Raw genomic sequence first — 18,122 nt, forward strand, 5'->3', positions numbered from 1 at the left:
TCGATCGGCGGGTGAAGCCTAACCGCTGCCGGATGGGCAATCCAGTTGGGACATCGGTGGGCTGGGTCGTGGCGGCGTCATAACGGGCGAAGCCGCAGTTCCAGGTTCGAGCGGCGCAACATCTGAAGCTTTGCACGAATAAACCCCGACAGTTGATGCCGGGGCTATTCGCTCGCTCAACGGGCCGGCGGCTTCGGCGGACCAAAGGGGTTACGGGGCGGAAGGTGCGTGGGGCCGGTGCCCAGCCTGCCGCCGGTCACGATATCCAGCTGGTGTGTCGTCAGTTCGACCGGCTTGTCAGTCCTGCGTTCCATGGTGCTTCTCCTGCTGCTGTCCCGGTGCAACATTGCCTCGGTATGACCGGGACAATGACTGATCGGCGACGGCCGCGCTGTTCCCCAGGTGACAGCCGCGCCAGAACGGAAGTGGCCTTGGCCTTTCCTTTGGCCTTTCCAGATCGTCGTCACTTGCAAGGACTCACGGGCTTTCGCGTTTAACCATACGAAAACTCAGGGCGACGGCGGGAGTGCGCCTGTAGTATGTTTGCGCTTATTGGAATTATTAATTTTTGGTGCCTTATGAACGACGCGTATTTCAAGGAGCAGTCCCGGCGCGTCCGCGCGATTGCGGACATGGCCGATCCCTTCACGAAAAAACGTCTGCTGGCGCTGGCAGAAAGTTACGATGCGCGGATTGGACGGCCCTCGCGGGCAACGCGACAGCTGCCCTTCGTCGCGATCAACAATGAAAAGCCTGCCGATCAGCGCGACGACGGCGAGACCGCGCGCTGATTGTGGCAACTTCCGCATAGCGGTCGCCGCTCACATATTCCGCGACAAGGCATTACGCCTGTACGCGACAAGGGAGCGCAGGCGGAAACGGTTCGGCAAAATGGGCGTGACGGCGCGCGCGGTGCATGCCAGTATCGTCGAATAATCAAAGCGCGCGCACGTCGGACGAAGCGCCGCTGCCAGGGAGGGGACTGCGAAGCGTTCGCGTAAGCGGACGCGCTGCAAACGTCTGCGCAAGCGGACGCGCCGTCCGTTGGCTTAACGGTCCGTTGGCGCCGCATGGGACAACAGATTGTCCATCGTCTGCTGATTTCGTTCCCCGCTTTGCTCGGGGTTCTTTTCCTCTGTTTTTGTCTGTTGCAGGTGGTGCCGGCTGATCCTGCGATGATCATCGCCGGTCCCGACGCCAAGGCCGAGACCATCGCGGCGATCAGGCTCGAGCTTGGCCTCGACCGCTCGATCCCGGTGCAGTTCTTCGAATACATCATGCGGGTTCTGCGCGGCGATCTCGGCCGCTCGATCATCTCGAACCGGATGGTGAGCGAGGAACTTGCGATGACGATCGGTCCGACGGTCGAACTGATGCTCGGCGCGATGCTGATCGCGGTGCCGAGCGGGCTTGCGTTCGGAACGCTGGCCGCCGTCAATCGCGGCCGCCTCGCCGACCGCATCATCATGGCCTGCTCGGTGGCCGGCGTGTCGATGCCGGTGTTCTTCATCGGCCTGATCCTGATCCAGTATGTCGGCTTCAAATGGGCGCTGTTGCCGTTCACGGGCCGCACCGGGCCGATCTGGGACGGCGGATTGCCGAGCCTGATCCTGCCCGCGACCACGCTCGGCCTCGTGCTGATCGGACCGATCGCGCGGCTGACACGCACCGCCGTATTGGAAGTGCTCAGCGCAGATTTCGTGCGCACGGCGCGCGCCAAGGGGCTGCGCGAGACGGTCGTGATCGTCCATCACGCGCTGCGCAACGCCATGATCCCGGTCGTCACCCTGATAGGACTGCAGGCGGCCTTCCTGCTCGGCGGCGCAGTCGTCACCGAAACGATGTTTTCCTGGCCCGGCGTCGGGCGGCTTGCGGTCGGCGCCATCGTCTCCAGCGATTTCCCGACCGCGCAGGGCGCGATCATGATCCTCGCCATAGCCTTCCTGTCGATCAACCTGATCGTCGACGTGCTCTACGTCTATCTCGATCCCAGGGTGGCGCGCCGATGAGCGTTCAGGCCCTCGAACCCGTCTTTGTCGCCGAGCCCGAAACCGGCGCATTCGCCCGTGCCGGCGTGCTGCGGCGCCTCGCGCGCGACCGGGTCGCGGCCGGGGCGGCGTTGACGCTCACCACCATCGTTGCCGCGGCGGTTTTCGCGCCATGGATCGCGCCCTACGACCCCTACTTCACTGATCTCACCAAGGTCATGCAACCGCCGGGCGCCGAGCATTGGTTCGGCACTGACAATACCGGCCGCGACGTATTGAGCCGCGTCATCTTCGGCACCCGCGCCACGTTGATGCTCGGGCTGGTCGGCGTCATCATCGGCGGCCTGTTCGGCGGCGTGCTCGGCATTCTCGCCGCCTACTACAAGCGGCTCGACGGCTGGATCATGCGGCTGGTCGACGTCATGCTGGCATTCCCCGCCATCCTGATCGGGCTCGCGGTCGCCGCGATCTTCGGCGCCGGCCTCACCGCCGTTGTCATCGCGCTGGTGGTCGCCACCGTGCCCGACGTCGCGCGGGTGGCGCGCGGGGCGGCGGTCGGCGTCATGGGCCAGGAATTCATGGAAGCCGGCCGCGCGGTCGGCGTCACCGACGGCGCACTGATCTGGCGCTATCTGACGCTCAACTGCATCTCGACGATCTTCGTGTTCCTCACCTTGCGCTTCGGCCAGATCATCCTGATCGGCTCGGCGCTCGGCTTCCTCGGCATGGGCGCGCAACCCCCGACCGCCGAACTCGGCATGATGGCGGCCCAGGGGCGCGATTTCCTGTTCATGGCGCCGCACATCGCGACGATCCCGAGCTGCGCGATCTTCGTGATCGTGCTGGCCGCCAACCTTCTGGGCGACGCGTTCCGCGACGTCCTCGATCCGAGGCTGCAGACATGATCAGAACCGTTCTGGGTGTCGCATTGGCAATAGGCGTCGCGGGGGCCGCATCGGCCCAGACGCTAACATTGATGAAGGGCATCGACGCGCCGCATTACGACGCGCAGCGCACCACCTGGGGTCCGACGTCCGATATCGTCAACATGTTCCAGGATACGCTGGTGGCGCTCGACTGGGATGGCCGCACGCCGATCCCCTATCTCGCAAAATCCTGGACCATCAGCGAGGACGGCCGGACCTATATTTTCAAGCTGCGCGACGACGTCTCGTTCTGCAGCGGCAAGAAATTCACCGCCGAGGACGTCGTCTACAGCTTCAAGCGGCTGAAGGATCCCGCGATCAAGGGGCCGTACGCCTGGCGCGCCGGCAGCATCAAGGAGTTGCGCGCGCCTGATCCCTACACCGTCGAATACGAACTCGAGGAGCCCTACTCCGAGCTGCTGTTGCAGCTCACCATGTTCACCAACGTGATCCACAACAAGGAAAGCGTCGAGGCGCTGGGCAAGGACTACGGCATCAAGGGCGCCGACGGCACCGGGCCGTGGTGTTTCGATTCATGGCAGCCGCGCACCGAGATCGTGCTGAAGCGCCACGCCGCCTACAAATGGGGCCCGTCGATGTACCAGAACAAGGGCCCGGTGAAATTCGAGAAGCTGGTGGTCAAGATCGTGCCCGAGGAATCCAGCCGGGTTGCGGCGATGATGGCCGGCCAGTTCGACATCACCCACCAGTTTCCGCACCAGTTCATCACCCAGGCCAGGGCCGCCCCGATGCTCAACGTGAGCGAGGCGAAGCCGAATTTCCAGCTGCTTTATTTCGGTTTCAAGACCACCCGGCCGATGGTATCAGACAAGCGCGTGCGCGAGGCCATGAGCATCGCCATCAACCGCGCCGAGATCGCCAAGGGCATCCTGCTCGGCAACGCCACGGCGGCCTTCACCATCGTCGACAAGGATGCGCTCGACCACGATCCGAAGACGGCCGGAATCGTCAAGGAAGACCTCGAACGCGCCAGGAAGCTGCTCGACGACGCGGGCTGGAAAGTCGGCGCCGACGGCGTGCGCGAAAAGGACGGCACCAAGCTGGCGCCGAAAGTCTATTACACCGCGAACGCCAACTCGGCCAAGGTCGCCGACGCGATCCAGGGTTACTTGCGCAAGATCGGCGTCGACTGGCGGCTCAACCCGCAGGACTCGACCATCGCGGCGGCCAAGATGGCCGAGCAGGACTACGAAATCTGGTCAGTGACGGTGCCGTATCTGTCGGCCGGCGACCTCATGAACATCTACTTCGATTCACGCAACATCCCGACGCCCAACCGGATGAACTGGAAGGACGCCGAAACCGACGAGTGGCTGAAACTCGGCCGCTCCGCGCTGACCGAGCCCGATCGCGCCAAATACTACGCGATGGTGCAGCAGAAGGTCATGCAGGAGCATTTGTGGATTCCGGTCCTCAACATCAACATGGACCAGGTCGCCAACAAGAAGATCAAGGGCGCGCGGCCGCACATGATCTACCAGAACACGTTCTACAAGGGGTTGGACGCGTCGCTATAACAAACAGGAGCAAACGACGATGCGCGGATTGTTCACGACGGTTGCAGTGCTGCTCGGATTGGCGGGAGCCTCCCCGCTGGAGGCGCAGACCCTGAAGATGATGAAGTCGCTCGACGCGCCGCATTATGACGGCCAGCGCACGACGTGGTCGCCCTCCTCCGACATCGTCAACATGATTCAGGATACGCTGGTCGCGATGGACTGGGACGGCAAGACGGCGATCCCCTATCTGGCCAAGTCGTGGACCATCAGCGAGGATGGCAAGACCTACGTTTTCAAGCTGCGCGATGACGTGCAATTCTGCAGCGGCAAGAAATTCACTGCCGCCGACGTGATCTATTCCTTCAAGCGCCTGACCAGTACCGAGCTGAAGGCGCCGCTGGCCTGGCGCGCCGGCAACATCAAGGAGTTGCGCGCGCCCGATCCCTACACGGTCGAATACGAACTGAACGAGCCGTTCGCCGACCTGCTGCTCCAGCTCACGATGTTCACCACCGCGATCCACAACCAGGAGAGCGTCGAGGCGCTCGGCAAGGATTACGGCATCAAGGCGATCGACGGCACCGGTCCCTGGTGCTTCGAGAACTGGCAGCCGCGCACCGAGATCGTGCTCAAGCGCCACGACGCCTACAAATGGGGCCCGTCGATGTACCAGAACAAGGGCCCGGTGAAATTCGAAAAACTCAGCATCAAGATCGTGCCGGAGGACTCCAGCCGCGTCGCCGCGATGCTGGGCGGACAATTCGATGTCAGCCATCAGATCCCGCTGCAGTTCATCCAGCAGGTCAAGGCCGCCCCCACCCTCAACGTGCAGGAGGCGCAGCCGAACTTCCAGCTGATGTATTACGGCTACAAGACCACGCGGCCGATGGTAGCCGACAAGCGCGTGCGCGAGGCGATGAACATCGCGATCAACCGCGCAGATATCGTCAAGGGCATCATGCTCGGCAATGCCGAACCGGCCTACACCTTCATCGACGACAAGGCGCTCGACTTCGCCGCGTCCACCAAGGGCATCATCAAGGAGGATATCGAGCGCGCCAAGAAGCTGCTGGACGAAGCCGGCTGGAAGGTCGGCGCCGACGGCATCAGAGAAAAGGACGGTGTCAAGCTCGCGCCGAAGGTGCTGTTCACCCAGGTCTCCTATTTCGGCCGCGTCTCCGAGGCGATCCAGGGCTACATGCGCAAGATCGGCATCGACTGGAAGATCGTCGGCTTCGACTCCACGATCGCGCCGGCCGAGATGGCCAAGCAGGACTACGAATTGTGGACGGTGACATTCCCCTACATATCGGCAGGCGACCTCCTGAACTTCTACTTCGATTCGAAGAACATGCCGGCGCCGAACCGGATGAACTGGAACGATCCCAAGACCGACGAGTATCTGAAGATGGGCCGCGCGTCGCTGACCGAGGCCGATCGCACCAAATATTACTCGTTGGCCCAGCAGCGGGTCACCGAGGAACATCTGTGGATGCCCGTGATGAACATCGCGATGTACACGACGAGCCAAAAGAAGCTGAAGGGCGTGCGGCCGCACATGCTCTACCAGAACACGTTCTACAAGGGCCTGGATTACTCGTTCTGATGGAAAACCTGCTCGAGGTCCGCGGCCTGAAGACCCATTTTGCCACCGACCGCGGCCTGTTTCGCGCGGTCGACGGCATCAGCTTCAACGTACCGCGCGGCCGTACCGTCGGTTTGGTCGGCGAATCCGGCTGCGGCAAGAGCGTGACGTCGCTCTCGGTGATGGGCCTGGTGGCGAGCCCGGGCAAGGTCGAGGCCGACGCCGTTATGTTCGGCGACCGCGACGTGCTGAAACTGTCGGCCGACGAGCGCCGCCGGCTGCGCGGCGGCAAGATGTCGATGATCTTCCAGGAGCCGATGACCTCGCTGAACCCGGTCCACACCATCGGTCAGCAGATCGTCGAAGCTATACTCGCCCATACTCAGCTGTCGCCGCAGGCCGCGAAAGCGCGCGCCATCGAAATGCTGGAGCTGGTGCGGATTCCGTCAGCGAAGCAGCGCATCGACGACTTTCCGCATAATTTGTCAGGCGGCATGCGCCAGCGCGTCATGATCGCGATGGCGCTGTCCTGCGAGCCGGCGCTGTTGATTGCCGACGAGCCGACCACCGCGCTCGACGTCACCATCCAGGCCCAGATCCTCGATCTGCTCGGCGAATTGCAGCGCCGGCTCGGCATGGCGATCCTGATCATCACCCACGATCTCGGCGTGATTGCCGAGGTCGCCGACCAGGTGCTGGTGATGTACGCCGGACAGATCGTCGAAAGCGCTGACGTCGCCGATCTGTTTGCCGATCCGCAGCATCCCTACACGATCGGTCTGCTCGGCTCGATCCCGCGCCTCGACGTCGACCGTATCAGGCTCGCTACCATCGAAGGCACGGTGCCGAGCCCCAACAACCAGCCAAAGGGCTGCCGCTTCGGGCCGCGCTGCCCGTTCGCCGACCGGCGCTGCCGCGAGGCGCCGCCGCCGCTGCGCGAACTCGCGCCGGGTCATCTGGTCGCCTGCTGGAAGGCCCCGGTCGAGGTGGCGTCATGAGCGCGGTCCCGGTGCTACAGGTCGATGGCCTCGTAAAACATTTTCAGCTCAGCCGCGGCATCATCCTGCGCCGACAAGTGGGCCTGGTGCGCGCCGTCGAGGACGTCAGCTTCGAGATCGGCCGCGGCGAGACGCTGGCGCTGGTCGGCGAGTCCGGCTGCGGCAAGTCGACGACCGGACGCCTGGTGCTACGCTTGATGGACCCGACGGCCGGCTCGGTCCGCTTCAAGGGCGAGGAAATCGCTGACCTCGGCAAGGATGAACTGCGGCGGCTGCGGCGGCACATGCAGATCATCTTCCAGGACCCCTACGCCTCGCTCAATCCGCGCATGACCGTTGGCGAGATTCTGGCCGAACCGTTGCGGGTGCACGACATCGGCGATCCCGCCTCGCGCGAGACGCGGGTGAGCGAGCTCCTCGATATCGTCGGCCTGCTGCCCGAACATGCACGGCGCTATCCGCATCAATTCTCCGGCGGGCAACGCCAGCGCATCGGCATTGCGCGGGCGCTGGCCGTCAATCCCGATTTGATCATCTGCGACGAGCCGGTATCGGCGCTCGACGTCTCGATCCAGGCGCAGATCGTCAACCTGCTGCAGAATTTGCAGCAGCGTTTTGGTCTGTCCTATCTGTTCATCGCGCATGATCTGGCGGTCGTAAAACACATCAGCGATCGCGTCGCTGTGATGTATCTCGGCAAGCTGGTCGAGATCGCGGACAAGAAGACGATCTACGCAAAGCCGTTGCACCCCTATACCCACGCGCTGCTGTCGGCGATCCCGAAACCGGACCCGAGCCTGCGCACCAAGCGCGTGATGCTGCAAGGCGACGTGCCGAGCCCGTTCAACCCGCCGTCCGGCTGCCGCTTCCACACCCGCTGCCTGCACGCCCAGCCGCGCTGCTCGGCCGAGGAGCCGAAGCTGCGCGAGGCAGCGCCCGGCCATCGCGTCGCCTGTCATTTCTTCGAGACGATTCAGGCCCCGACCATTGTCGCACGCGCCGGTGCGGCGAACGGCAAGTTCGCCGAACGGCTGGCCGCCTTTGAAGCGGCCAAGCACGCGCGAACGCCGGCCTGACGGCAATCCGTGGCTGGCGGGTTCGGGATTCAGGCCAGGACGGGGCTTGCCTTGTCGTAATGCTTGATAAACACGAACGGGCTGGGCGTGGCTTTTCCCTTGCCGCCGCTGACATTGGCGAGTTCGCGATCAGACAGCGCGTCGGCCTGACGGTCCCGTTCGCATGCTTCAGCGCGATTGACGATGGTGCTCATGGTGACGGCTCCCTTTCGATCAAGGTCGGATTATTGCTGATGAAGGCGATTTAGCCGCCCGGCCGTCGCCGTCGCTGTGACATCAATCACAGTCACGAGCCTCTCACCGGGGTCAGGATGGTTGGCATCATCCAGCCACCGGAGCGCATCATGACCGCATTTCAAACACTGCCGAGCGTCGACCAACGGGCCGCCGCGACCAACGAACTTTGCGCGACCGAACTGGATGCGGTGATTGGCGGCACGTCCTGGTTTGAAGTCCTGAGCAATATTTTCAAAGCGCAGAACGAGACGCTCAAATCCATCGCCGGGAATATTCGGTAAGAAGTTGTTGCGGTGCGATTGACCGAACCGGAGCCAGCTACTGGTTGACAAGCCAACGAGAGCGGATCGTAATACTACCTAAGATCGATCAACGGCGAACGGCAGCGCTGGCGCAATGCCAAGCTCCCAAAGCGTCTTGCTTCCTAAACGTCTTGCTTCCTGAACGTGTTGGCTTCGAGGGCAGCGATCGCGGGACACCGCGGCGCTCAGCAATGGGGAGGATGGTCGTGATTGAATCTCTCATCGTCTGGCTGATCATCGGCGCGATCGCAGGCTGGCTGGCCGGGCAGATCGTCAAGGGCTATGGCCTCGGCCTGGTCGGCAACATCGTGGTCGGCATCGTCGGCGCCGTGATCGCCGGCTGGCTGTTGCCGATGATCGGGTTTGTCCTGGTCGGAGGCTATCTGGCCGCGATCGTCAACGCAGTCATTGGCGCGGTGATCCTCCTGATCATTGTCGGCTTCTTCAAGAAGTAGTCCGATCAAGAAGTAGTCCGTTCAAGAACCAGCTTCCGCCGTCCGCAGCGATGCGGCGCGATCTTTTGCGCCGCAGCAACGCTGTTGAAAGAGGCGGCCCCAGCACGGGGGGAGAGCTGAGGCCGCCTTTTGCCGAACGCGACGGGGCTAGTTCGCGTCCGGGCGTGCCCGACTAAGCTCCCCGGCAGTAGTTTGTTCCCCACAGACGGCGGTGGAAAAAATTTCGGGGGCATCGGCCGGGAACCAACGGCGACGTCGCGGGTTATGAGTTTCGTGGTGGGATGCCCATCATCATCTAGCGGCTGGGGCCGCTTTTCTGTGACCGAGGAGCTCGACGACGAATGGATGGTGCTGAGGTTCCAGTGAGTTTTGATGTTCCTGCGATCATCCGAAAATGGCCGTCGCTCCACAACGCCCGCCGCCTCGACAGCTCCGGCCCCTATATGGTGTTCGAGGGCACGCTCGATGAATGCATGAAGGAATTCATGGCCAAGCCTGAAACGACCCGGCACCTCTACGAGATTCTGACCGCGCCGCAGCCGCCAATGATCCCCGAGGTCCTGTCCGCCGAGCACGTCGCCGAGCTGGTGCGGCTGCGCGAGTTTCTTTAGCAGCGGCGGACTCACCGGCGTTGCCGGCAAGCTGACGTGGGCCTTAGCGGCCAGAAAATTCATTAACCAGCGAGCGCTATGGTTCGGGCAATCGCGGACGGCTCCCAAAGCCCCCACGAGACGTAAAAGCGTAGGGAAACCCACCGCCTCAACCCGGTGGGTTTTTCCGTCGGAAGGGCGTCGCCAATGTCACTATCATCCGCCAAGAATTATGCGCTGCGCGCCGAACGCTGCCAGGACGCCAAGGAAGCCGCCGACCTTCTGGCAAAGGCGATCCTGGAATTGGCGGCATCAATCGAAGCCACCGACGCAAAAGTGAAGAAGATGAACAAGTCCGGCTGAGATTCGGCCCTCCCACCCCCTGCTCGCCTTCCACAACCTCGGCGCAGGATATGCCCGCTTCGTGAATCCGTGCCCGTATCCGGGCGTGTCGGTTCCGCGCGAGTTCCCCGTTTACGTTAAAATCACATCATCGACCGAGCCGAACAGCCAGATGCTAATGATTCCTTAACGAGGGAATCATGATCAACGGACGCAAAAACGCCGTCGTGGGGCTGACCACGGTTTTCACTTTCATGATGGTCGAACTGGCCGTGGTCGTTTGCGCGGTCGCATTGGTGCTCGAATTGGTGTTCGACGTGGACGTTCCCCTGCTTGCTTTCAGCGACGAGTGAGGCGGAGGACGGCGGCGCTCATCAGCGGACCGGCAGCGAGAATAAGTCCAACACCGAAATCGGAAGTCATCGGCGCGTCAAGTCGACGCGAATGACCCGGACCGGACATGGGCAGTTTAGGCGATGCAGTCCAGACATTGCCAAGTCCGTGCATGCACAGATGTTACTTCCGTATTACGCCTCGGCCCGAGCAGCCTCATATTGAATAATCCGCTACTCGATCACCTTGTCCGCCATGAGCAGCACCGACTCCGGAATGGTCAATCCAAGCCCTTTGGCTGTGCGGAGGTTCACGACGAACAGAAATTTTGTGGGCTGCTCGACCGGTATCTCGGCTGGCTTCCCGCCTTTGAGAATACGGTCGACGTATCGGGCGGCTAAACTGAAAAAAAACCGGGACATCAGGGCCGTAACTCATCAGGCCGCCCTCCGTCACGTAGGTGTTCACCTGATAAATGGTCGGCAATCCGGATTTCAGGGCGATACCAGGAATGGCCGGACGCACCGGGTCCGCCAGAACATACACAGCGTCGCAGTTAGCGGACTTCATTTCCGCAAATGCCCTTTCAAGGTCGTCGGGATTTGGCGCGACAAAGCCCTCTGCGAAAATGGCCATTGAGGCGGCGGCCTGTTTGGCGACCTCCAACAGGCGCGGATGGGTTGGATTATTCGAGATCAAGACTCCGATCATTTTTACGTTCGGAAGAACCAAGCGAATTATGTCCAGCGTCTTCGTCGTGGCATCGCCGAACATGTTTGCCACGCCAGTGATGTTTCCGCCCGGCCGAGCAAAGCTCTCGACGAATCCGGAGCCAACAGGATCGCTCGCCGGGGACATCACAATCGGAATAGTCGACGTCGCCTTCTGTGCGGCCGCGACGGCTGGTGTGGCCTCTGCAACGATGACATCTGGCCTCAGGCCAACCACCTCTTTCAGGAGATCGGGTAGGATGGCGTAGGGCCGATCGACATTCAGGATTCCCAAGAGGTGTAATCGCTGATTCATAGGGTTCCGTGATTTGCACGGAGCGCATGATGGCGACGAGAAGATACGAGTTGAACGAGGCGCAGTGGGTAAAGATTTCACCACTGCTGCCGGGCAAGGGTGGCGATCCTGGCCGGACGGCCGCGGATAACCGTCTGTTCGTGAACGGATGTTTGTGGGTTCTGCGCTCAGGGGCGCATTGGTGCGACCTGCCGGAGCGGTACGGCAAGTGGAAATCGGTGCACCGGCGGTTCAGCCGCTAGTGCCATGCGGGCGTCTGGGAACGTGTGTTCACTGCCCTGACGGCGGACCGTGACAATCAGTATCTGATGATCGATAGCACCATCGTTCGTGCCCACCAGCAGGCAGCGAGCGGAAAAGGGGGGCCAAAGATCAGGCGTTGGGGCGCTCCCGAGGCGGACTGACGACGAAGATCCACATGCTGGCCGATGCGCTCGGTCGCCCGCTCCGCTTCGTCATTACGGCCGGCCAGACTGGCGACGTCACCCAGGCGCCTGCCTTACTTCACGGTCAGAACGGCGATGCCGTGCTCGCTGACAAAGCCTATGACAGCAACGCCATGCGCGCGATCATCGCTGATATGGGCGCAACAGCGGTCATCCCGTCCAACCGAACCCGCAGGATCATCATCCCGCACGACACCACGGCCTACAAACTGCGCAATCGCATCGAGCGCTGCTTCTGTCGCCTCAAGCACTTCCGGCGCTTGGCCACACGCTACGACAGACGATCTTCCCACTTTGCCGGCTTCGTCCACCTCGCCGCAGCAATCATTTGGGGGCAATGAATGTCGATCGGCCCTAGTGCCCATTCGCGGCGCGGATATCGAGGATAAGGTTCTTACCCTCTTCATAGCCCAGCTGCCGAAGCGCTTCCCTTAAGATCGGTACGGCTACTGTGGTTCTGCCAGAGCCGACGTAGGCCACGCGCCACTGCCGCGAACGATCCGCCTTCGCCGCTCCGGCCACTAAGAGACCAAGACAAGCCGTCAGCATTCGGCGGCGGGCGATCGATCGACGCATGAGCCTGCGCTCCACGTTGATGGATCAGACTAGCCCAGATACGCCAAAGCGAAATAAATTCTTGGTGCTACAAAATCATACCGCCCACGGAGGAGTTGGGAGCTCTCCGGTGGTTTCAGGTATGAAAAAGCTCCACGTTGGGGGCTTTTATTGGTCGGAGCGAGAGGATTTGAACCTCCGACCCCTAGTCTCCCAGACTAGTGCGCTAACCGGGCTGCGCCACGCTCCGATGCCGTTCCATTAGCTGCGATCGGCGCCCTGCGCAAGGCGCGCGATCCGATCCGCAAACGAACTGGAGTCGGCCCCGAAACGACCCACCGGTCTTCTGTTTTGACGCGTTTTCTTCACGCCCCGCATCAAGTGCGGGGCAGGCTTTCGCTCGAAAACGCTCTGGCGCCGGTTCCGGCCCTGCCCTCAGCCGTCCTTCAGCGCGGTGTCCAGCAATTGCCGGCAGGCCACCAGGTCCTGCAGCACGCGTTCGAGGCGTTCGCGGTCGGGGCCGCCTACCGGGCCGGGCACGGCAGCCGCCTTGCCCTTGCCAAACGGGGCGAGGAAACCATCCTCATCGGTATCGACGAAGCGGTAGTCGATTTCCGTGGCTTCTCCCTCGTAATCATCGTCATCGGATCCGGCGAGCGTACCTGCGCCCTCTTCCGGCTCCTGCAGGCTGAGGCCAATCGCCTCCTCGACCGCGCCGAACGAGACGGCGGAGTTCTGGTCGCTCAGACCCTGCACCGATTTGACGCCGTGTTCCTTGAGGATTCGCTGCACGCCGCGGATGGTGTAGCCCTCGCCGTACAGCAGGCGGCGGATGCCCTTGAGCAGATCAACGTCGTCGGGGCGGTAATAGCGCCGCCCGCCGCTTCGCTTCATCGGCTTGATCTGGGTGAATCGCGTTTCCCAAAATCGCAGCACGTGCTGGGGAATGTCGAGATCGTCCGCGACCTCGCTGATGGTACGGAACGCATCCGGCGCTTTGTCCAAATGCCAGCTCCTCTCAGCTCAAGAGAATGAAGAGAAACTCTAAACGCTTAACATGACTATCTTCACGCGCATTCTTGACGCGAACTGAACTTCGCCTCGCGCTGAAAACGCCTCAATCGTCCTTGGCGTCGCCGTTCGTCACCGCGTGACCATTGATGCGCTGCTTCAAAATAGCCGACGGCTTGAACACCATCACGCGTCGCGGAGAGATTGGTACTTCGGTGCCGGTCTTCGGGTTACGTCCGATCCGTTGACCCTTCTTGCGCACCATGAACGAGCCGAACGACGACAGCTTCACCGTCTCGCCCTTCTCAAGACAATCGGTGATCTCTTTCAAAACGAGTTCGACAAACGCAGACGACTCCGTTCGCGACAAGCCCACCTTCTGGTAGACCGCCTCGCACAAATCGACACGTGTGACTGTTTTTCCGGTCCCGGTCATCGCCTGCCCCGCACTCTCGGCGAACAATTTATTCTCTGAAATTATGAGGTTAGCACGCAATGGTCAACAGCGACCATCATGCACACGCATGGAACAACGCGACAAATTTGACCGAGTTATTTTGCGGGCCTACCAGCGAACGAGCGCGGAACCCCAGGTGAAGCCGCCACCCATCGCTTCCAGCAGCACCAGATCGCCCTTCTTGACGCGTCCATCCTTGACCGCGACGTTGAGCGCCAGCGGGATCGATGCCGCCGACGTATTGCCGTGCAGGTCGACGGTCAGAACCACCTTCTGCGGCGCAATATGCAGCTTGTGCGCTGAAGCATCGATGATTCGCTTGTTGGCCTGATGCGGGACGAACCAGTCGATCTGCTCGGCGGAAGCCCCGGTGGCGTTGAACGCATCGACGATCACATCGGTGATCATGCCGACCGCGTGCTTGAAGACTTCGCGGCCCTCCATGCGGAGGTGGCCGACGGTCTGGGTCGAAGACGGCCCGCCATCGACAAACAGCTTTGACTTGTGCCGTCCGTCGGAACGCAGATGCGTCGTCAATATACCACGGTCAGTCGGCTTGCCGGGCTGGTCCTGGGCCTCGAGCACGACGGCGCCGGCGCCGTCGCCGAACAGCACGCAGGTACCGCGGTCGCTCCAGTCGAGAATGCGCGAGAACGTCTCCGCGCCGATCACCAGCGCCCGCTTGTGCGAGCCGGAGCGCAGGAAATTGTCGGCGGTCGCCAGCGCAAAGACGAAGCCGGAGCAGACCGCCTGCAGGTCGAAGGCGACGCCATGATTGATGCCCAGCGCGTGCTGGACCGCGACCGCGGTCGCCGGAAAGGTGTTGTCCGGCGTCGAGGTCGCCAGCACGATCAGATCGATTTGCTGCGCGTCGATGCCGGCATGGTCGAGCGCGGCGCGCGCGGCGTTGATCGCCAAATGCGAAGTGAACTCGCCATCCGCGGCGATGTGGCGCTGCCGGATACCGGTGCGCTGCACGATCCACTCGTCCGAGGTATCGATCCGAGCAGCCAGTTCGGCATTGGTCAGGACCTTCCGCGGCAGATAGGAGCCGCAGCCTAGCACGACCGAACGTTTAGCAGTCACGAGACAGCCTCCTGCGCGGTTTGCGCTTGAGCCAGCGCACTGCCGTCGCGATTAAGCATCTGATTGATCTTGGTGAGGAGATCGCAGCGGACCATCTCATAGCCAACATCGACCGCGTAAGCAAAGCCTTCGGCGTTGGTTCCACCATGGCTTTTGACCACCACGCCCTTGAGGCCGAGCAGCACGCCGCCGTTGGATTTGTTGGGGTCGAGCTTGTGCCGCAGCGCCTTGAAGGCGTTGCGGGCGAACAAATAGCCGATCCGGGAGCGCCAGCTCGACGCCATGGCGCTTCGCAGGAACTCCGACATCTGGCGCGCGGTTCCCTCGGCGGCCTTCAGCGCGATGTTGCCGGAAAAGCCTTCGGTCACGATCACGTCCGCCGCACCGCTGCCGATGCCGTCGCCCTCGACGAAGCCGATATAATCGAGTTCAGGCAGGTTCATCGCGCGCAACTGCTCGGAGGCGGCGCGAATCTCCTCGCCGCCCTTCACTTCCTCGGTGCCGATATTGAGCAGGCCTACGGTCGGGCGCGGCTTGCCGAACAGCACGCTCGCCATCGCGCCGCCCATCACCGCCAGCGCCACGAGGTGATGATGGTCGCCGCCGATGCTGGCGCCGAGGTCGAGCACGACGGACTCACCGCGGCTGGTCGGCCACACGCCGGCGATGGCCGGGCGGTCGATCCCCGGCATGGTGTGCAAATGAAAACGCGCCATCGCCATCAGCGCGCCGGTATTGCCGGCAGATACCGCGACGTCGGCCTTGCCCTCTTTCACCGCGTCGATCGCAAACCACATCGACGACTTCTTGCGGCCGCGGCGCAGGGCCTGGCTCGGCTTGTCGTGCATGGCGACGGTGACGTCGGTATGGGTCACACGCGAGGCCTTCTTCAAAGCCGGATACTTGGCGAGCTCCGCCTCGATCAGCGCGCTGTCGCCGTACAGCAGAAACTCGATGTCGGGATGCCGGGCCAACGCCCTTGCAGCGCCGGGAATGACGACCGATGCGCCGACATCGCCACCCATGGCGTCAAGCGCGATTCGAACCTTTTGAGGCATGAACGTCCCGGAAACCTGATCTCTTGCAGCCCTGTTAGAGCCCGGCCGCGCGCTGGAAGCATCCGCCGATAGCGGTGCTCGGCCGAGCGCATCGCTATCGCCCCCGCCGGGCCGCGACAATAGCGTGTCCCCGTTCTGACACAACCTCTTGACCACGGCTTTGGGGAATGGGACCCAGCACCGCCCGCAAGCGGGAATACAGTGCAATATTAGCAAATTCAATATCTTATGCAAGATTCCTGATGAGGCATTAGAGCCACATCAAGTGAAATCCTGCTTCACCGGCCACTTTAAGTGTCGGTTACTTGTCTTTGGGCTTCTTCGCGCCCGACTTTTTCGGCGTAACCTTCAGCGCCTTGAGCGCCGCAAACGGGTGATCCTCGGGATCAGGGGCTTCGACCAACGGTTCAAAAACCGCGTCCGGTTTGCGCGGATAAGGATCGACCGCGAGATACAGCGCGTCGGTCGCAAGCCGGCCGAGATCGATAATGCCGTTGTCGATCGGCTCCGGAGGATCAGGTGTGTCCTCGTCGCTCTCTTCTGCCTCGTCGACCAGCGCGGCCATTTCCGGAATCTGGTCCGGCGGCGCGAAGATCAGATCGATCGGCTCGTCGATATCGCTCTCCATCTCTTCCAGCGTCACCACGCAGGTCTGCCCGATCCGGGCCCGCACGCGCCCCTCGACCTGAAAGCGGCCGCCGCTCTTGGGCGTCACATCGAACGAGGCCTGCAGCACAAGCACTTCACGCAGGCTTCCCATCTCCGCCACCGCAGCACGCGTGGCCTGATCGGCCTCGAGGTCGCGATGCAGACCCGTGTCCGGGATTTTCTCCACCGCGACGGGAACGCGCCACGGGTCCGGCTTCTCGATCATGGCACTCTTGGTCATCGCCGTTTGCTCATGCTTGTGCGCCGGCTTGCTCCGGCGATGGAAACTTGAAAGTGCCGCCGGCCAGCGCCGCCTCGTCCTGCCGGTCCAGCGCCGCCATGACGGCCTCGGCATAGGCTGCGAGCTGGCGTGCCTTTTCGATGTTCTCACCGTTGAGGACGTTCTTGCACAGCGCCTGCGCCAGGGCCTCGCGGCCCTCGGTCAGCGCCAGATCATAGGCCGCGGTGCGGCCATAGAAGGCCTCGCCGAAGGCCTGCATCTTTTTCGGCACTTTGAGGTCGCTGACGCCCAGTTCGCGCAGATTATCGTCCATATCGTTGCAAAAATGGTCGAACAGCGCCTGCGACAGGACCTTGCCCTCCGGGACCGATTTGAGCCGCCGCAATACCAGCCACAAATGCATCAGAAGCAGGTCAAAACGGCCGTTAACCGTGTCCGGGACCGCCAAGTCCCGATAAAACAACGGTTCTCGCGCCTGCGTCACGATCATGCCATAGATGGCTTCAATGGTGCCGCGCGGGGCGGACCGGGGTTTCCTGAAGTGATTGAACGGCCAAAGCATTGTGGGTTCCGCATGCGAGCCCCAAAGGTTTCCGCCATGAAGGTTCCAGCCTTCAGGGTTTCAGCTTCGGGCGCCCGCGCATGTTGCAATCCTGCGTGCTGCCCGGTACGTCAACGCCTCGCGCGATGCAAGGGGACGGGATCGATTCCGGAATGACCGAGACGGGCCACTCAAGCTCATGCGCGCCCTCGCCGCGCCGCCTGACCACGCGCTGGCGCGGTTTTCGCGGCTTTGCGGCCATGGCGCTGCTCTGCGCCGCGCTCGGCGGCTGCACCGGCGAGCAATTCCAGAAGGGCTATATCCTGCCCCCCGGCGCGCTCGAACAGATCCCGATCGGCGCCAGCCAGGACCAGGTGCTGATCGTGATGGGCACGCCCTCCACGGTCGCGACCCTGAACGGCGAGGTGTTCTACTACATTTCGCAGCGCTCCGAGCGCAAAGTCGCCTTCATGAACCAGCAGGTCGTCGACCAGCGGGTGATCGCGATCTATTTCGACAAGAATCGCCAGGTGCAGCGGCTCGCCAATTACGGGCTGCAGGACGGCAAGATCTTCGACTTCATCAGCCGCACCACGCCGACCTCAGGCCAGGAGCTCAGCTACCTGACGCCGCTGTTCAAGCTGCTCAGCTTTAACTAAGCCTCGTGTCCCGGACGCGATGCGGTGCGCAGTACCGCTTCG

General features: G+C 62.3%; 22 protein-coding genes, 1 tRNA gene and 1 pseudogene. 14 read left to right on the top strand and 10 right to left on the bottom strand.

From position 1 onward, the window contains the following. Positions 1-176: 176 nt before the first annotated feature. Positions 177-314, bottom strand: coding sequence for a hypothetical protein (locus tag JQ641_RS31650; protein ID WP_211999955.1), 138 nt, complete (start codon positions 312-314; stop codon positions 177-179). A gap of 225 nt (positions 315-539) precedes the next feature. On the opposite strand from JQ641_RS31650, the gene JQ641_RS31655 reads away from it, so the two are divergent. The 7 genes from JQ641_RS31655 to JQ641_RS31685 all read left to right on the top strand — a co-directional run bounded on the left by JQ641_RS31655 (position 540) and on the right by JQ641_RS31685 (position 8,093). After that, complete coding sequence (locus tag JQ641_RS31655; RefSeq protein WP_211999956.1) at positions 540-791, top strand: hypothetical protein; 252 nt, start codon at positions 540-542, stop codon at positions 789-791. A 279-nt stretch (positions 792-1,070) separates the two neighbouring features. Beyond that, positions 1,071-2,009 (top strand): ABC transporter permease, encoded by a 939-nt coding sequence (locus JQ641_RS31660; RefSeq protein ID WP_249150908.1) that lies wholly within the window; start codon positions 1,071-1,073, stop codon positions 2,007-2,009. Continuing rightward, positions 2,006-2,893: an ABC transporter permease gene (locus JQ641_RS31665; protein WP_211999958.1), complete on the top strand. Its 888-nt coding sequence runs from the start codon at positions 2,006-2,008 to the stop codon at positions 2,891-2,893. The genes JQ641_RS31660 and JQ641_RS31665 overlap by 4 nt, the downstream gene beginning before the upstream one ends. Continuing rightward, a complete protein-coding gene (locus JQ641_RS31670; protein ID WP_211999962.1) occupies positions 2,890-4,452 on the top strand; it encodes an ABC transporter substrate-binding protein in 1,563 nt (520 codons plus the stop codon). Before JQ641_RS31665 ends, JQ641_RS31670 begins: the two co-directional genes overlap by 4 nt. 19 nt (positions 4,453-4,471) lie before the next feature. After that, the gene (locus JQ641_RS31675; protein WP_211999970.1) at positions 4,472-6,040 is read left to right on the top strand and encodes an ABC transporter substrate-binding protein; all 1,569 of its coding nucleotides are present in this window, start codon (positions 4,472-4,474) and stop codon (positions 6,038-6,040) included. Beyond that, positions 6,040-7,017: an ABC transporter ATP-binding protein gene (locus JQ641_RS31680; RefSeq protein WP_211999972.1), complete on the top strand. Its 978-nt coding sequence runs from the start codon at positions 6,040-6,042 to the stop codon at positions 7,015-7,017. The genes JQ641_RS31675 and JQ641_RS31680 overlap by 1 nt, the downstream gene beginning before the upstream one ends. Beyond that, positions 7,014-8,093 carry an ABC transporter ATP-binding protein gene (locus tag JQ641_RS31685; protein ID WP_211999974.1) on the top strand — a complete coding sequence of 360 codons (1,080 nt, stop codon included), beginning with the start codon at positions 7,014-7,016 and terminating at the stop codon, positions 8,091-8,093. Before JQ641_RS31680 ends, JQ641_RS31685 begins: the two co-directional genes overlap by 4 nt. A 29-nt stretch (positions 8,094-8,122) precedes the next feature. Here JQ641_RS31685 and JQ641_RS31690 read toward each other — a convergent pair whose 3' ends face one another. After that, positions 8,123-8,287 (bottom strand): hypothetical protein, encoded by a 165-nt coding sequence (locus JQ641_RS31690; protein WP_211999976.1) that lies wholly within the window; start codon positions 8,285-8,287, stop codon positions 8,123-8,125. 150 nt (positions 8,288-8,437) lie between these two features. Here JQ641_RS31690 and JQ641_RS31695 point away from each other — a divergent pair, with 150 nt between their 5' ends. From JQ641_RS31695 to JQ641_RS31715, 5 genes are all read left to right on the top strand, one after another. Further along, positions 8,438-8,611, top strand: a complete 174-nt coding sequence (locus tag JQ641_RS31695; RefSeq protein ID WP_211999978.1) for a hypothetical protein — start codon at positions 8,438-8,440, stop codon at positions 8,609-8,611. Between the two features lie 221 nt (positions 8,612-8,832). Further along, on the top strand, positions 8,833-9,087 hold the full coding sequence (locus JQ641_RS31700) for a GlsB/YeaQ/YmgE family stress response membrane protein (protein ID WP_192733557.1): 255 nt from the start codon (positions 8,833-8,835) through the stop codon (positions 9,085-9,087). 362 nt (positions 9,088-9,449) lie between these two features. Beyond that, positions 9,450-9,698: a hypothetical protein gene (locus JQ641_RS31705; RefSeq protein WP_349628652.1), complete on the top strand. Its 249-nt coding sequence runs from the start codon at positions 9,450-9,452 to the stop codon at positions 9,696-9,698. Positions 9,699-9,884: 186 nt separating this feature from the next. Continuing rightward, on the top strand, positions 9,885-10,040 hold the full coding sequence (locus JQ641_RS31710) for a hypothetical protein (protein WP_192733559.1): 156 nt from the start codon (positions 9,885-9,887) through the stop codon (positions 10,038-10,040). Positions 10,041-10,219: 179 nt separating this feature from the next. After that, a complete protein-coding gene (locus JQ641_RS31715) occupies positions 10,220-10,372 on the top strand; it encodes a hypothetical protein (RefSeq protein ID WP_211999984.1) in 153 nt (50 codons plus the stop codon). A 196-nt stretch (positions 10,373-10,568) separates the two neighbouring features. On the opposite strand, the gene JQ641_RS31720 is transcribed toward JQ641_RS31715, so the two are convergent. Beyond that, a complete protein-coding gene (locus JQ641_RS31720; RefSeq protein ID WP_211999985.1) occupies positions 10,569-11,378 on the bottom strand; it encodes an ABC transporter substrate-binding protein in 810 nt (269 codons plus the stop codon). 29 nt (positions 11,379-11,407) lie between these two features. Here JQ641_RS31720 and JQ641_RS31725 point away from each other — a divergent pair. Continuing rightward, positions 11,408-12,165: pseudogene (locus JQ641_RS31725) on the top strand (IS5 family transposase). Positions 12,166-12,551: 386 nt separating this feature from the next. Here the strand turns inward: JQ641_RS31725 and JQ641_RS31730 are convergent. The 7 genes from JQ641_RS31730 to JQ641_RS31760 form a co-directional block, all read right to left on the bottom strand. Next, positions 12,552-12,629: transfer RNA gene (locus JQ641_RS31730), tRNA-Pro, on the bottom strand. Between the two features lie 185 nt (positions 12,630-12,814). Continuing rightward, the gene (locus JQ641_RS31735; protein WP_211999988.1) at positions 12,815-13,384 is read right to left on the bottom strand and encodes a MerR family transcriptional regulator; all 570 of its coding nucleotides are present in this window, start codon (positions 13,382-13,384) and stop codon (positions 12,815-12,817) included. 112 nt (positions 13,385-13,496) lie between these two features. Beyond that, positions 13,497-13,826 (bottom strand): integration host factor subunit alpha, encoded by a 330-nt coding sequence (locus tag JQ641_RS31740; protein ID WP_192734233.1) that lies wholly within the window; start codon positions 13,824-13,826, stop codon positions 13,497-13,499. A gap of 129 nt (positions 13,827-13,955) precedes the next feature. Next, positions 13,956-14,933, bottom strand: a complete 978-nt coding sequence (locus JQ641_RS31745) for a beta-ketoacyl-ACP synthase III (protein ID WP_211999989.1) — start codon at positions 14,931-14,933, stop codon at positions 13,956-13,958. After that, positions 14,930-15,991 (bottom strand): phosphate acyltransferase PlsX, encoded by a 1,062-nt coding sequence (gene plsX, locus JQ641_RS31750; protein WP_211999991.1) that lies wholly within the window; start codon positions 15,989-15,991, stop codon positions 14,930-14,932. Before plsX ends, JQ641_RS31745 begins: the two co-directional genes overlap by 4 nt. 301 nt (positions 15,992-16,292) lie before the next feature. Further along, positions 16,293-16,880 (bottom strand): YceD family protein, encoded by a 588-nt coding sequence (locus JQ641_RS31755; RefSeq protein ID WP_211999992.1) that lies wholly within the window; start codon positions 16,878-16,880, stop codon positions 16,293-16,295. 10 nt (positions 16,881-16,890) lie between these two features. Next, a complete protein-coding gene (locus JQ641_RS31760) occupies positions 16,891-17,442 on the bottom strand; it encodes a ubiquinol-cytochrome C chaperone family protein (RefSeq protein WP_211999994.1) in 552 nt (183 codons plus the stop codon). Positions 17,443-17,594: 152 nt separating this feature from the next. On the opposite strand from JQ641_RS31760, the gene JQ641_RS31765 reads away from it, so the two are divergent. Further along, positions 17,595-18,080: an outer membrane protein assembly factor BamE gene (locus tag JQ641_RS31765; protein ID WP_211999997.1), complete on the top strand. Its 486-nt coding sequence runs from the start codon at positions 17,595-17,597 to the stop codon at positions 18,078-18,080. The last annotated feature ends 42 nt before the right edge of the window (positions 18,081-18,122 follow it).

The sequence above is a fragment of the Bradyrhizobium sp. JYMT SZCCT0180 genome, from assembly GCF_018130165.1.
Classification (GTDB): Bacteria; Pseudomonadota; Alphaproteobacteria; order Rhizobiales; family Xanthobacteraceae; genus Bradyrhizobium.

Coding starts and splice junctions, on each gene's coding strand:
- JQ641_RS31650 (WP_211999955.1), bottom strand. CDS start 314: ATGGAACGCAGGACTGACAAGCCGGTCGAACTGACGACACACCAGCTG.
- JQ641_RS31655 (WP_211999956.1), top strand. CDS start 540: ATGTTTGCGCTTATTGGAATTATTAATTTTTGGTGCCTTATGAACGAC.
- JQ641_RS31660 (WP_249150908.1), top strand. CDS start 1,071: ATGGGACAACAGATTGTCCATCGTCTGCTGATTTCGTTCCCCGCTTTG.
- JQ641_RS31665 (WP_211999958.1), top strand. CDS start 2,006: ATGAGCGTTCAGGCCCTCGAACCCGTCTTTGTCGCCGAGCCCGAAACC.
- JQ641_RS31670 (WP_211999962.1), top strand. CDS start 2,890: ATGATCAGAACCGTTCTGGGTGTCGCATTGGCAATAGGCGTCGCGGGG.
- JQ641_RS31675 (WP_211999970.1), top strand. CDS start 4,472: ATGCGCGGATTGTTCACGACGGTTGCAGTGCTGCTCGGATTGGCGGGA.
- JQ641_RS31680 (WP_211999972.1), top strand. CDS start 6,040: ATGGAAAACCTGCTCGAGGTCCGCGGCCTGAAGACCCATTTTGCCACC.
- JQ641_RS31685 (WP_211999974.1), top strand. CDS start 7,014: ATGAGCGCGGTCCCGGTGCTACAGGTCGATGGCCTCGTAAAACATTTT.
- JQ641_RS31690 (WP_211999976.1), bottom strand. CDS start 8,287: ATGAGCACCATCGTCAATCGCGCTGAAGCATGCGAACGGGACCGTCAG.
- JQ641_RS31695 (WP_211999978.1), top strand. CDS start 8,438: ATGACCGCATTTCAAACACTGCCGAGCGTCGACCAACGGGCCGCCGCG.
- JQ641_RS31700 (WP_192733557.1), top strand. CDS start 8,833: ATGGTCGTGATTGAATCTCTCATCGTCTGGCTGATCATCGGCGCGATC.
- JQ641_RS31710 (WP_192733559.1), top strand. CDS start 9,885: ATGTCACTATCATCCGCCAAGAATTATGCGCTGCGCGCCGAACGCTGC.
- JQ641_RS31715 (WP_211999984.1), top strand. CDS start 10,220: ATGATCAACGGACGCAAAAACGCCGTCGTGGGGCTGACCACGGTTTTC.
- JQ641_RS31720 (WP_211999985.1), bottom strand. CDS start 11,378: ATGAATCAGCGATTACACCTCTTGGGAATCCTGAATGTCGATCGGCCC.
- JQ641_RS31740 (WP_192734233.1), bottom strand. CDS start 13,826: ATGACCGGGACCGGAAAAACAGTCACACGTGTCGATTTGTGCGAGGCG.
- plsX (WP_211999991.1), bottom strand. CDS start 15,991: ATGCCTCAAAAGGTTCGAATCGCGCTTGACGCCATGGGTGGCGATGTC.
- JQ641_RS31755 (WP_211999992.1), bottom strand. CDS start 16,880: ATGACCAAGAGTGCCATGATCGAGAAGCCGGACCCGTGGCGCGTTCCC.
- JQ641_RS31760 (WP_211999994.1), bottom strand. CDS start 17,442: ATGCTTTGGCCGTTCAATCACTTCAGGAAACCCCGGTCCGCCCCGCGC.
- JQ641_RS31765 (WP_211999997.1), top strand. CDS start 17,595: ATGACCGAGACGGGCCACTCAAGCTCATGCGCGCCCTCGCCGCGCCGC.